At 62.2% G+C, this 13,963-nt stretch carries 17 protein-coding genes; 8 read left to right on the top strand and 9 right to left on the bottom strand.

The genetic code is table 11. The features are described 5' to 3' along the window. The first annotated feature begins 9 nt into the window (after positions 1-9). From trbK-alt to ACVNHC_RS22560, 6 genes are read left to right on the top strand one after another with little or no spacing between them, the layout of a single operon-like run. On the top strand, positions 10-297 hold the full coding sequence (gene trbK-alt / locus ACVNHC_RS22585; RefSeq protein WP_122520923.1) for a putative entry exclusion protein TrbK-alt: 288 nt from the start codon (positions 10-12) through the stop codon (positions 295-297). 4 nt (positions 298-301) lie between these two features. Beyond that, positions 302-1,657 carry a P-type conjugative transfer protein TrbL gene (trbL, locus tag ACVNHC_RS22580; RefSeq protein ID WP_122520921.1) on the top strand — a complete coding sequence of 452 codons (1,356 nt, stop codon included), beginning with the start codon at positions 302-304 and terminating at the stop codon, positions 1,655-1,657. Next, a complete protein-coding gene (trbF, locus tag ACVNHC_RS22575) occupies positions 1,654-2,343 on the top strand; it encodes a conjugal transfer protein TrbF (RefSeq protein WP_122520919.1) in 690 nt (229 codons plus the stop codon). The genes trbL and trbF overlap by 4 nt, the downstream gene beginning before the upstream one ends. Then, positions 2,340-3,368, top strand: a complete 1,029-nt coding sequence (trbG, locus tag ACVNHC_RS22570) for a P-type conjugative transfer protein TrbG (protein WP_122520916.1) — start codon at positions 2,340-2,342, stop codon at positions 3,366-3,368. The genes trbF and trbG overlap by 4 nt, the downstream gene beginning before the upstream one ends. Next, positions 3,365-4,495 (top strand): TrbI/VirB10 family protein, encoded by a 1,131-nt coding sequence (locus ACVNHC_RS22565; RefSeq protein ID WP_122520914.1) that lies wholly within the window; start codon positions 3,365-3,367, stop codon positions 4,493-4,495. The genes trbG and ACVNHC_RS22565 overlap by 4 nt, the downstream gene beginning before the upstream one ends. Before the next feature lie 2 nt (positions 4,496-4,497). Further along, entirely contained in the window at positions 4,498-4,737 is a 240-nt protein-coding gene (locus ACVNHC_RS22560; RefSeq protein ID WP_122520912.1) for a DUF2274 domain-containing protein, read from the top strand. On the opposite strand, the gene ACVNHC_RS22555 is transcribed toward ACVNHC_RS22560, so the two are convergent. Next, positions 4,691-5,638, bottom strand: coding sequence for a LysR family transcriptional regulator (locus ACVNHC_RS22555; protein ID WP_122520910.1), 948 nt, complete (start codon positions 5,636-5,638; stop codon positions 4,691-4,693). The two genes, ACVNHC_RS22560 and ACVNHC_RS22555, sit on opposite strands and share 47 nt — an antisense overlap. After that, positions 5,638-5,814 (bottom strand): hypothetical protein, encoded by a 177-nt coding sequence (locus ACVNHC_RS22550; protein WP_012092667.1) that lies wholly within the window; start codon positions 5,812-5,814, stop codon positions 5,638-5,640. Before ACVNHC_RS22550 ends, ACVNHC_RS22555 begins: the two co-directional genes overlap by 1 nt. 171 nt (positions 5,815-5,985) lie before the next feature. On the opposite strand from ACVNHC_RS22550, the gene ACVNHC_RS22545 reads away from it, so the two are divergent. Beyond that, positions 5,986-6,993 carry an IS110 family RNA-guided transposase gene (locus ACVNHC_RS22545; RefSeq protein WP_457169636.1) on the top strand — a complete coding sequence of 336 codons (1,008 nt, stop codon included), beginning with the start codon at positions 5,986-5,988 and terminating at the stop codon, positions 6,991-6,993. Positions 6,994-7,364: 371 nt separating this feature from the next. On the opposite strand, the gene ACVNHC_RS22540 is transcribed toward ACVNHC_RS22545, so the two are convergent. The 3 genes from ACVNHC_RS22540 to ACVNHC_RS22530 all read right to left on the bottom strand — a co-directional run bounded on the left by ACVNHC_RS22540 (position 7,365) and on the right by ACVNHC_RS22530 (position 10,383). Further along, positions 7,365-7,679: an ArsR/SmtB family transcription factor gene (locus ACVNHC_RS22540; protein WP_122520906.1), complete on the bottom strand. Its 315-nt coding sequence runs from the start codon at positions 7,677-7,679 to the stop codon at positions 7,365-7,367. Next, entirely contained in the window at positions 7,676-8,722 is a 1,047-nt protein-coding gene (locus tag ACVNHC_RS22535; protein ID WP_457169633.1) for a cation diffusion facilitator family transporter, read from the bottom strand. The genes ACVNHC_RS22540 and ACVNHC_RS22535 overlap by 4 nt, the downstream gene beginning before the upstream one ends. 155 nt (positions 8,723-8,877) lie before the next feature. Next, positions 8,878-10,383 carry an MFS transporter gene (locus ACVNHC_RS22530; RefSeq protein WP_122520902.1) on the bottom strand — a complete coding sequence of 502 codons (1,506 nt, stop codon included), beginning with the start codon at positions 10,381-10,383 and terminating at the stop codon, positions 8,878-8,880. 466 nt (positions 10,384-10,849) lie between these two features. Here ACVNHC_RS22530 and ACVNHC_RS22525 point away from each other — a divergent pair, with 466 nt between their 5' ends. Next, complete coding sequence (locus ACVNHC_RS22525) at positions 10,850-11,065, top strand: heavy-metal-associated domain-containing protein (RefSeq protein WP_122520900.1); 216 nt, start codon at positions 10,850-10,852, stop codon at positions 11,063-11,065. Positions 11,066-11,146: 81 nt separating this feature from the next. Here ACVNHC_RS22525 and ACVNHC_RS22520 read toward each other — a convergent pair whose 3' ends face one another. From ACVNHC_RS22520 to ACVNHC_RS22505, 4 genes are all read right to left on the bottom strand, one after another. Continuing rightward, on the bottom strand, positions 11,147-11,650 hold the full coding sequence (locus ACVNHC_RS22520; protein ID WP_122520899.1) for a YqaA family protein: 504 nt from the start codon (positions 11,648-11,650) through the stop codon (positions 11,147-11,149). Positions 11,651-11,714: 64 nt separating this feature from the next. Further along, a complete protein-coding gene (copM, locus tag ACVNHC_RS22515; protein ID WP_247648028.1) occupies positions 11,715-13,100 on the bottom strand; it encodes a CopM family metallochaperone in 1,386 nt (461 codons plus the stop codon). A gap of 283 nt (positions 13,101-13,383) precedes the next feature. Then, the gene (locus ACVNHC_RS22510) at positions 13,384-13,794 is read right to left on the bottom strand and encodes a hypothetical protein (protein ID WP_122520897.1); all 411 of its coding nucleotides are present in this window, start codon (positions 13,792-13,794) and stop codon (positions 13,384-13,386) included. After that, a complete protein-coding gene (locus ACVNHC_RS22505; protein ID WP_163001346.1) occupies positions 13,791-13,958 on the bottom strand; it encodes a hypothetical protein in 168 nt (55 codons plus the stop codon). Before ACVNHC_RS22505 ends, ACVNHC_RS22510 begins: the two co-directional genes overlap by 4 nt. Between the last annotated feature and the right edge of the window lie 5 nt (positions 13,959-13,963).

Here is a 13,963-nt window from a genome sequence, read left to right as displayed (position 1 = left end):
GGGGAAGTCATGGACGGGAAGGTGCTGGCACGGATCGCGGCCATCGTATTTGTCGCCGTGGCCATCACGGCGACCATCATCGAGATGACCCGCGAGGACGTCTCCGTCCCGGCGCCTTCCGCTCCCTCGCTCCAGCCTCCGGTCGATCCCTTGCGCGAGGGGCAGCGCCGCTGCCAGCAGATGGGCGAAGCTGCGGCCAACAACACCGATTGCCTCGCGATCTGGGCCGAGACCCGCAACCGCTTCCTCGGCCGCACACCTGCGCCAGCGACACCCGAACAGAACGGGAGGCCGTGAGCACATGGGCGGAACGGGGGTCATCGACAACTTTCTCGGCATCTTCACCAGCTATATCGATTCCGGCTTCGGCCTGCTCGGCGGCGAAGTAGCCTTTATCGCCACGACGCTGATCGTCATCGACGTGACGCTCGCCGCACTGTTCTGGGCCTGGGGCACCGACGACGACATCATTGCACGACTGGTGAAGAAAACGCTGTTCGTCGGCGTCTTCGCCTATCTCATCAGCAACTGGAACAATCTCGCACAGATCGTCTTCGAGAGCTTCGCCGGGCTCGGGCTCATGGCGTCCGGAACTGGCTTCTCGGTTGCCGATCTGCTGCGCCCCGGCCGCGTTGCCCAAACCGGGCTGGACGCCGGTCGCCCGCTGCTGGAATCCATTTCGGACCTGATGGGCTGGATCGCCTTCTTCGAGAACTTCATCCAGATCGCGTGCCTGCTGTTCGCCTGGGCGCTGGTGGTGCTGGCCTTTTTCATCCTGGCAATCCAGCTTTTCGTCACGCTGATCGAGTTCAAGCTGACCACGCTGGCCGGCTTCGTGCTGATTCCATTCGGCCTGTTCGGAAAGACCGCCTTCATGGCCGAGCGGGTGCTGGGCAATGTGATCTCCAGCGGCATCAAGGTGCTGGTTCTTGCCGTCATCATCGGCATCGGGTCGACACTGTTCGGGCAGTTTACCGCAGGCTTCGGCGGTGCGACCCCGACGATCGACGACGCCATGGCGATTGTGCTCGCCGCACTCTCCCTTCTCGGCCTGGGCATCTTCGGTCCCGGTATCGCCACCGGCCTTGTCTCCGGCGGCCCGCAACTCGGCGCAGGCGCTGCCGTCGGCACTGGCCTTGCGGTTGGCGGCGCGGCCGTTGCCGCAGGCGGTGCGACCATGCTCGCCGCCAAGGGAGGTGCAGCCGCGCTATCGGGCGGTGCAGCGTTGGCGCGTGGTAGTGCTGTGGCAGCCGGTGCGGCTTCGTCCGCCTATACCCTTGGTTCCATGAGCGGCTCCGGCGCGGCCGGGGTCGCCTCCGGCCTTGGAGGTGTGGCACGCGCCGGAGCCTCCGCGACCGTTTCGCCCCTGAAACGCGCCGCCTCCCGAGCCACCGACAGCCTCAAATCCAGCTATTCCGACGGTGCAAGAGCCGGGTTCGCTGCGTCCGGCGGCAGTTCCTCTATGGGCACGGTCGGCGCAAGCGCATCTGCCGAGCCATCAACTTCGCCATCTACCGATGGGCCAGCCTGGGCACAGCAGATCCGCCGCGGCCGGGCCATGAGCCACGGCGTTACCGCTGCTGCTCATGCTGTCCGATCCGGCGACAGCCGCGGCGGCGGCTCCTCCGTCAGCCTTTCCGAAAGTGACCGCTCATGAATCTCTTCAAACGACCGACGACCCATTACGGCAAGGTGCCGGAACCCGAGACCCCCTATCAGCGCGCCGCGCAGGTCTGGGACGAGCGCATCGGCTCGGCCCGCGTGCAGGCGAAGAACTGGCGCTATATGGCCTTCGGCTGCCTGATCCTCGCGGCCGGCTTCGCCGCCGCGCTCGTCTGGCAATCGGCGCGCGGAACCGTCGTGCCTTGGGTGGTGCAGGTCGACAATCTCGGACAGGCGCAGGCAGTCGCGCCGGCAGCGGCCGATTATCGCCCGACCGATCCGCAGATCGCCTTCCATCTCGGCCGCTTCATCGAGCAGGTCCGCGCGATCCCGGCGGACGCGATCATCGTCCGGCAGAACTGGCTTCGCGCCTATGAGTTCACCACCGATCGTGGCGCGGCGGCGCTCAACGACTATGCCCGCGCCAACGACCCGTTCACCAAGGTCGGCCGCCAGCAGATCGCTGTCGAGGTATCGAGCGTCATCCGGGCTTCGCCGGACAGTTTCCGCGTGGCGTGGACGGAACGGCATTACGAGAGCGGCCAGCTTTCTACCACCGAGCGATGGACCGCCATCCTGACCATCGTGATCCAGGCTCCGCGCGACGCCGAGCGGCTGCGCGCCAATCCGTTAGGCATCTATGTCAACGCGATCAACTGGTCGCGGGAGATGAGCCAATGACCCGCACGACTTTCCGTAAAGCCGGGCTACCGGTTTTCCGTAAACCCCCTTTCGCGGCTTTGCTGCTTTCCGCGACCATACTTGCGGGATGCGCGACCAACCGAACACCGCAATTCAGCTACGATGACAACGTTCCGCCGCTGCCCGCCGTGCAGGCGGCCGCCACCGACGACCGGCCCCGGCCGCTGCATGTCCCGCCTGCCTTGACAGTCGCGCGGGGCGGAACCGCTGCCAGCACACCGGCAGGCCGTGTCGAAAACGCCAATGCCGCCGCCCGCGTCGAACCACGCCGCGAAGGCTATTACAACGCCATCCAGATTTATCCGTGGAGCGAAGGCGCGCTCTACCAAGTCTATGCAGCCCCCGGTCAAATCACCAATATCGCGCTGGAGCCGGGCGAAAGCCTGACCGGCGCGGGACCGATTGCGGCCGGGGATACGACACGATGGATCATCGGCGACACCGAATCCGGTTCGGGCGCGACCCGCCGTGTCCACATCCTCGTGAAGCCGACGCGACCGGACATTTCCACGAACCTTGTCGTGACCACCGACCGGCGCACCTACATGATCGAGTTGCGCGCGCGGGAAGCGCTCTACATGCCCTCCCTGGCATGGGCCTATCCCGCGCCACCGGCAGGCCTGCGCCAGAGCGTTCCGACCGCACCCGTCATCCCGGCCGAAGCGGCCCGAAACTATCGCTACGGATTGCAGGTGCGAGGCGATAGCCCGCCATGGCGGCCCGTTTCCGTCTTCGACGATGGACGCCGCGTCTATGTCGTCTTCCCGCGCGGCATCGTGCAGGGCGAGATGCCGCCGATCTTCGTGCTCGGCTCCGATGGCGAGCCGCAGATCGTCAACAGCCGTGTCCACCAGAATGTCCTGATTGTGGACCGCCTGTTCAGCGCGGCCGAACTGCGCCTTGGCAGCGGCGACCGCCAGCAGGTGGTCAGGATCGTTCGCATGGAACAGAGGCAGGCCGCAGCCCAGCCGGCCCGCACGACCACGGGAGCATCGTCCTTATGAGCGATACCGACACCGCCGCGCCCATGCGCCTGCGCGCTGAATCGCCCCGCGTTACCCGACTGTCTCGCAAGGTGCTGGCGGGCGTCGGTGCGATTGCACTTCTCGGCATCGGCGGCGCGCTGATCTACGCGCTCCAGACCCGCGACATGGGACCGGGCGGCGAAGAACTCTATTCGACCGAAAACCGACCTACGGCCGACGGGTTATCCGACCTGCCGCGCGACTATACGGGCCCGATCCTGGGACCGGCGCTGCCGGGCGATCTCGGCCGCCCGATCGTTGAGGCTCAGAACCGGGGCCAGCCCATAGCGACACCTGCCATTACGACGCCTGCCGTCGATCCCGAAGAGGAACGCCGGCGCGCCGAGGAAGAGGCGGCCCGCCTCAGCAACGTGTTCTTCCAGTCCGGCCCGCGCTCTGGCGGGACACCGGGAACGGCCATGCCCGGCCTCGCCGGGCTTGGCGGACAGCAACAGGACGCGTCCGGGCAGAACAGGCACGCGGCTTTCCTCAATGGCCCGGTCGACCGGCAGACCGTTTCCGCGGATCGCGTCACGCCGCCCGCTTCGCCCTATATCCTTCAGGCGGGCGCCGTCATTCCGGCCGCGCTCATCACCGGCATCCGTTCCGATCTTCCCGGCCAGATTACGGCGCAGGTGACCGAAAACGTCTATGACAGCCCAACCGGCAGCCTGCTTCTGATCCCGCAGGGGACACGCATCATCGGCCAATACGATGACGGCGTGACCTTCGGCCAGCGCAGGGTGTTGCTGGTGTGGAATCGCCTGATCCTGCCCGGCGGACGCTCCATCGTTCTGGAGCGCCTGCCGGGCGCGGACGCCAGCGGTTACGCTGGCCTTGAGGATGGCGTCGATTATCACTGGTGGGATCTGATGAAGGCCGCAGGGCTGTCCACGCTGCTCGCGGTCGGCACGGAGCTGGCGACGAGCGACGAGGACCGGCTGATCCGGGCTATCCGCGACGGCGCACAGGATACCGTCAATCAGGCCGGGCAGCAGATCGTGCAGCGCCAGTTGCAGGTCGCGCCGACGCTCACCATCCGGCCGGGCTTCCCGGTCAGGATAATTGTGACCCGAGATTTAGTATTTGACAACGGAGGAGGTTGACCATGACCAAGCTGAAACTCGGCCCGCTGCCCGACGACAAGCCGGTCAAGGTCACGGTGGAGCTGCCGGGGCCGCTCCATCGCGATCTTGCCACCTATGCCGAAGTACTGGCCCGCGAGACGGGCCAGCCCGCCGCTGATCCTGTCAGGCTGATCGTGCCTATGTTGGAGCGCTTTATCGCCACCGACAGGGGATTCACGAAAGCACGGCGCTCCGTCCGGTCTCCGAAGTCGCAGGTCTGACGGCCATTGCTTTCGCCAGACTGAGAAACCGACGGAAGGCGGGATTGTCGTTGCTCGCCGACCAGACGGCCGAAAAGGGCAGGATCTCACCGAGGACCGGCCGGTAAACCACACCCGGAAATTGTGCGACGGTCATGGCTTCGCTCACCAGAGTCAGCCCTCGACCGAGTGCGACAAGCGGCACCAGATTATCCCGACCGACATATTGCACCTGGATCTCGGGATGCCTGCCGAGATCCGCGAGCCGCCGCACCAGATGATCATGGATTTCCTGTCCCGGAGCAGTCTCGCTGACGATAAAGGATTCGTCGGCCAGATCGCGCCACACGACCTCCTCTCTGTTGGCTAAGGCATGATGGCCAGGCAAGACCACGAACACACGCTCCGACCACAAGAGGGCGCGTTCGCAATCCGGCCAGTCTCGTGTTCCAGTGATGAAGGCGACGTCGAGATTGAGTTGCCGGATCGCTGCGACATGCTCTGCGGGGTTCCCGTCAGCCACTTCGATTCTGACCGCGCTATGTCGCCTGCCGTAAACTTCCAGCAACTCCGCCAAAAAGCCGGAAGCGATCGACGAATAAATACCGATTCGGACACGTCCCTTTTCAGAACGACCTGCGGAGGCAACCTCTTGAGCGCCTTCTCCAACAGTCCTGATGACCCTGCGGGCGTGTATGAGGAATCGCTGGCCGGCATAGGTTTGCGATACGCCCCACGTGTGCCGGTGAAACAAGGAGGCGCCGATCTCGTCTTCCAGCTTGGCAATGGACCGACTGATCGCAGCTTGCGACCGCCCAACCGCAGCGCCTGCTTTACGAAAACTGCCATGCTCGGCCGCCGCCACGAAATAACGGAGATGGCGAAGCTCGACTTTATCCGAACACTTGACCCCTTTCCGCATTATGCGGCCACCTTGCTTCTGGTCGCCAACATCAATGTCTGGAGAAAGCCCAAACGAATCCGTATGTCGGCACCATCATCGAGGTCCGCGGCATCATCTGCATAAACGTACCCTTCCGCGATCAGCGAGCCGAATAATTTGTCGACGGACGAACGGTTCTTCGCTTGGTCTTTCATTTCTGCCGCCTTGCATTGACGAAACGGGTATCAAGCAAGATCGTGCGGCCTCCAACCATTGGAAGGTCAAGACCGAAATTGCTTAAGTCATCGGGTAATTTGTGGCCGCTTCCCTCGGAGCTGAAATGGCTCACACTTCTGGCTGTCGAAAGCTGAAGGAAGGAAGCAGCCATGAAACACTATGCCGGACTGGACCTGTCGATGGAAACCACGCAGGTCTGCATTGTCGATGAGAATGGCGGGAAGATCGCCTCGATGAAGGTCGAGAGCGCTCCCGACAAGATCGCACAGGCGTTGCGCGAGGTTGGTGGCGTCAAACGGGCGGTGATCGAAACCGGCCGCATGTCGCCGGCGATCTGTCACGGTCTGCGTTCTCTCGGCGTTCCCGTCGTCTGTATCGATGCACGGCAGGCGCATCAGAGTCTGAAAGCATTGAAGGCGAACAAGACCGATCCTCATGACGCCGCCGGTCTGGCGCAATTGGCCAGGACCGGCTTCTACAAAGAGGTGCATGTCAAATCGCCCGCTGCTCATGGCGTGCGGAGCGTCATCACGGCACGCAACCATCTGGTCGAAGCCCGGGTACGGCTCGACAACATGATCCGGGGCTTGTGCGCGACCTTCGGCTTTAAACCCGGTCCCGGTCAGGGCAAGGCGTTTATCGACCGTGTGATGGAGGCTGCCAATATACCTGGCCTCGGCCAGAGCATTACCGCGTTGCTTGCCGTGAGAACCGGGCTGATGAAGCAGATCAAGGAAATGGATCTGGTGCTGCGTGAGTTCGCCCACCGATCGCAATCCTGCAGGCAGCTCATGAGCATCCCTGGTGTCGGTGTCCAGACTTCAGCAGCATTCGCCGCAGCAGTCGATGAAGCTGGCCGGTTCCGGCAATCACGAACGGCTGGAGCCTACTTCGGACTGGTCCGCCGACGTCATCAATCCGGAGAGGTCGACTGGACAGGCCGCATTACCAAGCAAGGCGACAGTATGGTGCGCAAGCTGCTCTACGAAGCGGCCAACTCGATCCTAACGCGCAGTCGCGGCAGCTTCGCCCTCAAAGGGTGGGCCATGAAGATCGCGAAGCGGCGCGGGCTGAGAAAGGCGCGTGTCGCGCTTGCCCGCCGTCTTGCCGTCATCATGCACGCCATGCTGCGCGATGGCACTTTGTTCGAAGCATGAAGTGAGGTAGAATCTGATTGCCAGCGGTGAAGCCCAGAAGCTGATCCGAGGGCGGTGTCCCGAGAGGGAACGCAGGGACGGACGATCTGCGAAGGTTACCGGATGGGCAAGTGAGCCCGCTTCGAGTCAATGCAACGTTCGGCCTTGTGAAACCCGATACAGCACGACCGCTGCTCGCAGCCGTCAGTGCGGACAGATCCTTGAAACCCTCAAGGGAAACACCGCCAAGCTCTGCAAATTACAGATCCCGGTCTTAACCGCAGCGTGAAGATTGCCGTGTCGGCGATAAGTGCTGCTGCCTGCGTCAACGAACGCATTAGAGGCCCGCTCTTCAGCGGTACAGGCATCACATCGCCAAGAAGCCTTGTTTGTCAGTCATCAAAGTGCTCCTCGTCGATATGGGTCGCCATGTCGATCAGCATGTCGCTCACGTGACTGTCTGCCACTTCGTAGAAAACCTGCTTTGACCGACGCTCCCCCCTGACGAGCCGTGCACCTCTGAGCAGGCGTAAATGGTGGCTAACCAGTGTCTGCGACAGTTCCAGGCTCTCAACAATGTCGCCGACGGACTTTGGACCCGGCAGACAAAAGAGCAGAATTCTCAGCCGTGTGGGATCGCCCAGCAGGCGAAAAGTCTCTGCCAGTACGGTTACGTCGTTCTGCGACAGGGACGGGGCTTGCTTCAACGTTCATGCTCCTGCTTGCTGTGGACATGCTCAGGCCCATGGTTGTGGTGATGCCCATCATGGTCGTGTGGATCCCCATGCGCGTGCCCGGTCAAGGCAGAGGCTTGCGACAGGCTGCACGCGTCCGCATCGTCATTCCAGTCGATGGCGATGGTCGGATGTTCGATCGTAAACTGTGACTTCAACTCACGCTCGACCGCGCGCACCACCGAGCGGGCATCGACATCGGCTTTCGGCCGCACATGTAGGGTGGCCAAGGTCCGCCCGGACGTGATCGACCAGACATGGATGTGGCTCACCGACGCCACGCCAGCGATGTTCTCGACAAGATGGCGTTCGATCTTCTCGGGCGTCGCGTTATCTGGCGCACCTTCAAGCAGGATATGTATCGACTTGCCGAGGAGATTCCACGCGGCGCGCAGGATCAGCAGGGAGACAAACACCGAGAGGATAGGATCGATCGGCGTCCAACCCGTGTACATGATCACGATGGCCGCTGAAACCGCTGCCACAGAGCCGAGGAGGTCGCCCAACACATGAAGGATGGCACCCTTGATGTTCACGTGCTCGGTATCTCCGCGCGTCAGAATCCAGAACACGAGAATATTGATGAGGAGCCCCGCAATGGCGACGCCAAGCATCGGACCCGCGAGGATAACATGCGGTTCCTGAAAGCGCTGCCAGGCTTCATAGACAATCCAGACGACGATCGCGAATAGCGTGATTGCGTTGATAAAACCGGCAAGGACCTCGAAACGCAGATAGCCAAAGGTCCGCTTGGAGTCTGCCGCCCGCCGTCCGAACCGAAAGGCGGCATAAGCTAGCGCCAGCGCAGCCGCGTCGCTCAGCATATGTCCAGCGTCGGCGAGCAGCGCCAGCCATCCTGAGATTAGACCGCCGATCACCTCCACGATCATGAACGTGAGGATCAGGAAGAACGAGAGAAGGACCTTGCGCTCATTATCGCTCGTGACGGTCGGCGCATGGGAGTGATCATGGGAATGGTCATCATGAGAATGACCATGGCTGTGTGAATGGGACATTTAGGGCTCATCCGTTTAACATGCAACATATGAATACGTGTTCATGTATTGCATATCCACTGCTCCGCTTGCAATTCGCCCGAGTAGGCGTCTGCACAAGGCATACGGCGGGTAGCGCGCCACGGAACCGCGCCGTAGGCTTAATGACTATCCTGTCAATGGACAGCGATCGTGCCGGGAGAAACCTGTCCCCTCCTGGCGTTGACCAGCACCGCTGCAATGACGGCGGCAATCACGAGGGCAGCTCCAGCGCCCATAAGCGCCAGACCATAACCGTGGATCAGCGCATCACTGGCAGACCTCACAACATCGCTGTCGCCAGCCACTCGCCCGCGATAGAGCGCACCGAGTGCATCCGGCAATCGGCCAGCCGTGGCCGAGACCGCAATAGTCGAAAGGACGGCCAGCCCCAACGCGACCCCGATCTGCTGCGAAGCATTGAAGAGCGCCGATGCGATGCCCGTCTCCTGTGCCTGCACGCCTTTCACGGCGGTCAGCGCCAAGGCAATCACCGCCCCTACGAAGCCGAAAGCGGAAAGGAAGGCGGCCGGCATGAAATGCCAGATATAGTCGAGTTCCTGTCCGATTGTGGCTAGCCAGAACAAGGCAGCACCACCGATCAGTGCGGCGGGCGCTGCCACCTCGCGCGGTGCAAACCGCGTGACGAGCTTGGAACTGACAATGGCACCAAGGATAATACCCGCACCGAAGGGCAGGAACGCCAGTGCGGTCATGATCGGGCTGTAGCCAAGGATATGCTGTAAATAGAGCGTCAGCATATAGATCATGCCCATTGGGCCAAAGCCGAGCAGCAGCATGGCGAGATAGGAGCCGGCGCGGTTGCGTTCCTTGAACAGGCGCGGCGGAAGAAGCGGGTCCTTGCTACGGGCCTGAAGGATCAGGAACACCGGCAGCAGGATCACTGCAGTGGCGAACGCAGCGAGGGTGATGCTGTCGGTCCAGCCATGCTCGCCGCCACGGGTGATTCCAAAGACGAGCGCCGCCATGCCGAGGATGCTGGTGAGCGCACCGGCAAGATCGGGTCGGCCCTTGTGCAGTTCCGCTTCGACAAGCGTTCTCGATCCGGCCAGCACCGCTAAGCCGATCGGAATATTGATGTAGAACGCCCAACGCCAGCCGAGCAATCCCGTCAGCAGTCCGCCAAGGATAAGCCCGGCGATGATGCCAAGGCCGGACATAGCGCCATAGACGGCCATGGCCCCGTTGCGGGCTTTGCCTTCGGGAAAGGTCGTGGCGATAAGGGCAAGGGCATTAGGGGCGGTTAGTGCCGCGCCCATCCCCTGAAGGCCGCGCGACGCGATTATGCTCACACCGTCCTGGGCAAGACCGACGAACAGGGACGCAATGGTGAAGATCGCCATGCCTACCTGCAACATGCGCCTGCGGCCATAGAGATCGCCCAGCCTGCCGCCGAACAGCAGCAGTCCACCAAAGGCAAGAATGTAGGCGTTGATCACCCAGGGCAGGTTCGCGGCCGAGATGCCGAGATCGTTCTGGAGCGTCGGCAGGGCGATATTGGCGATGGTATCGTCAAGCACCACCATGAGCTGGGCCGTCGCAATGACGACAAGCGGCAATGACGTGCTTGCAGGTGCCGAAGCGACCGGAGGCTTCGGCGTTTGAGGGGAGATCGTAGACATCCGGGAATTCCTGCTACTTTTTTGAGTCGTTCAGATGTCGCAGACCTCTAATCCTTCCAATGGCTGGAAGGTCAAGAACAAATTGATTCCCAAATCCGCTGAAACTTGATCTATAAGCCGATGATCTGCACATCGCCCACATTTTGCATGCGAGAAGCGCCGATCAGGCAATGGCGATCAGTGGTCTAGCTGGCCAGGACATGACCAGCTCCGTCGTTCACGGACGGGCCGAGCGGCCTGGCGCGGCAGGAACGGGCGGCGGTCAGACGGTCCTAGCAGCAAATTCGCCGGAACAACGTTCGTCTTGACATGCTTCCTTCCTGATCCATTGCACCCCCGATGTGGCTTCCAACAATGGGAAGGTCAAGCCACCTTGGCCGCGATATCATTTTCCTCGTTGACCCTTGACCTTGCCAACGTGGCAAGGACCAGATTTGTCCGTGAACACCCAACAGAGGGAGTTCGCATGTTCCGATTCACTGTTCCCGACATGACTTGCGGCGGCTGCGCGCGCCGGGTCACCAACGCACTTCTGAGCGTCGATCCGGCGGCTGATGTCACCACCAATCCACCCACGCGCGAAGTGACGGTCACCACGAAGGTGGACGAGCAGGTACTTCCCGCCGCCTTAACCGAGGCAGGCTATCCGGCCGAGCGCAAGGACCAGTCGGCGGCCGGGTGAGGCTTCTGGGCGCGGTGGCGGCTCGGCTGCGCCCCTTCGTCTCCGCCATTCTCAACAGCTCGACTCGACGTGCAAGTACACTCAAGAATCGCTCCACCAGAGAAATGCGCCGGCGACAAAGAGATAGCGTGCCGCTTTGCCGATCGACACGAATATGAGGAAACGAAACAGGTCAACTCGCAGTGCTCCTGCCACAACTGTCAGCGGATCGCCGATAATCGGCAGCCAGGACAAGAGTAGAGACCACACGCCATAACGTCCGTACCAATCCGATGCACGGCTAAATGACCTGTCGTCAATCGGAAACCAGCGATGGTCTCGAAACCCCGAGAGGAACCTGCCCAGCGCCCAGTTCACCAAGGAGCCGAGCACATTTCCTGCCGTTGCGACGCCCACTAGGGTGACGAGGTTGGCCTGTCCCATTGTTAGAAGAGTCAGGAGCGCTGCCTCGGACGACCCTGGTAGGAGGGTCGCCGACGTGAACGCGCTTACGAAAAGGGCGGCATATGCGACAAGATCAGTTCCGATGTCTGCAACCAATGCCGTGCTGCCTCGAAGTTCGTCGTGCAGGCCGGCTCTGCTCATCGACGCCAATAGCTATTCTCAAGTCTGGCGCCAGAGCTGTTTCGCTCCGGCGCCGCGCTGCTTACTAGTTCGATCCGGCGTAGACTATGCCGTTCGGGCGATCGCCGACCGGCACGGTCTTGAGCACTTCCTGGCTCGCCACGTCGATGATCGAAACGCTGTCATCGGCAATGTTCGTTACGAACACGAATGCCCCGTCAGCCGATGCCGAGACGCCGTGGGCGCCGCCCCCGGTGGTGATCGTCTCGATCACGTTTCCGGACTCAGTCTCGATCACGGAGACCGTATCGTTCGGTTCCGCCTCGGTGCCCTGATTGGCCACATAGACGTAGGCTCCATCCGGGGTGGCGAACATCTGGATCGGGTTCGGCCCGACATCGATCCTGTTCGTCACCTCGCGGGATGCGGTGTCGATGACGGCCACCCGGTTCTCGTCTCGAAGAGAGACGTAGACCTGATCGCCCGAGGGCGTGAACCCGACCTGAACGGGCGCTGCGCCCACCGGAATGCGCGCAACCTCGGTCAGCTCCTGCGTGTCGATGACGGAGACCGAGCCGTCCTCGACATTGGCCACATAGAGCTCGCTCTCATCCGGGCTGAGGCGCAGCCCGTGCGGATAGGCTCCTGTCGTGATGTGCTCGATCACCGAAGCCGCTGCGAGATCAACGACCGCAATCTCGTTCCCGCCGGACAGCGAAACATAGGCGCGGCCGCTGCGATCGGCGACGACATGCGCCGGATGCGCACCGACTTCTACAGTGCCGACGGGTTGTGACAGTTGCTGCGGATCGAGCACCACCAGAAGCCCGTTGCCGGCATCGGCATGTCCCTGGTCATCCGATCCGTGAGCGTGATCGGAGGCAGGGCTCCCGACGGCGAGCAGCAGCCTCCCGTCCGGCGTCCGATCGACATTGTGCGGTGAGACTCCGATCTGCACCGTCTCGACCGAACCCGTGCCGAGTTCGATGGCGCTGATCGAATTGTCGCCCTCGTTGGCGGAGTACACGGTTCCGCCTGTCTCGACCAAGCCAGCAGGCTGCTGGCCGGCATTCCTGTCCAGCCACGCCTGCATTTCGGCGATCTCACGTTCCTGTGCTTCAATGATCTGAGACGCCCACTCTCTTGTCTGCGGGTCATCTCCGTATCGCTGCACGATCTTCGCCATGTCGACCGCACCCTGATGGTGCGGGATCATGCCCAGGATGAAAGCGACGTCCGGGTCCTCGGCCATGACGCCCTCCATCATCGGGCCGTGCATCTCCTCCATCGCATCGACATAGGCCTTGGTGAAGTCGGCGACATCGGCGTCGGCTGGAGCCGACTCTCCGCCTTGGGGAGCGGCCATCCCACCGTGCATCATGCCGCCCTGCATCATCTGCTGCATGGCGTCCATGCACGCTTGGGGCATGGTCTCCATCATGGCCCGGCATTCATGCGGCATGTCCTGCATCGAAGGCATCTGTCCTGAAGGGGACATGGAGGCAGGGGCCCGTTCCTCCTGGGCCTGTGGCGTCTGAGGGTAATGGGCGTCATGCTCTGCCTGCTGCGCCAGAGCAGCGCCGGAGACTCCCATCAAGAGACTAGCAGAAAGCGCAACTATTGTTCGGTACGTCATGGTTTATCCTTTGGCACCGGAGAGCCGCGTCTAATTTCTGGACGCGCGCCTACCGTGGCTTCGTCTGACTGTTTGCTGCTTGAGTGCCGAGAAGAACATCTCCCGGCCGATGCGTTCACTACGCAGGGGCGGTCAGACGCGGTGGTGTCAGGAGGACTGAAGGATTTCGGCCCAGATCGCTGGCCTGGAAACCGAGCAATGGCTCGCCGTCCGAGGATGGCATCACAGGCGGCGCCTCGGGTAGCAGGGCAACAATGGTGCAGAGCTGGCCGCAATCGCGGTCCGGCGCCGTTTCAGTGTGACAGCATCGTTCGTCCGCAGCCTTGCTTCGGTCGTCGGAGTAATTCGAATGGGCCTCATGCTGTGCACCCGCAACGGTCTGATCCTGATGCGAGCCGTGTGTGCCCGGGCTGGCATGCGCCGCTGCCAGGAAAACAAAAGCGCTGAACGCAAGCAGCAGCAGGCCTGTCAGGAACTGGCGGAGCCAGTCGCCTTTCGATCCGAAAGCCGCAGTCGAGCTCCTGCTCATGGCTTGGCTTCTTTGTCGAGGTCGGGATGGAGAGTTGCCACGCACCAGATGACATCCTTGCGGCCGTCAATATCCGAGCCCAGGCAACCAGAGCTCCTGACAAAGGCAGGGTCTGCCCCGCAGGCCCGGTTCTGAATCGGACTGATGGCGACCGGATGGATCATGAGCA

This window comes from Pannonibacter sp. Q-1, assembly GCF_054073275.1.
This window is presented reverse-complemented; position numbering and strand designations above follow the sequence as displayed.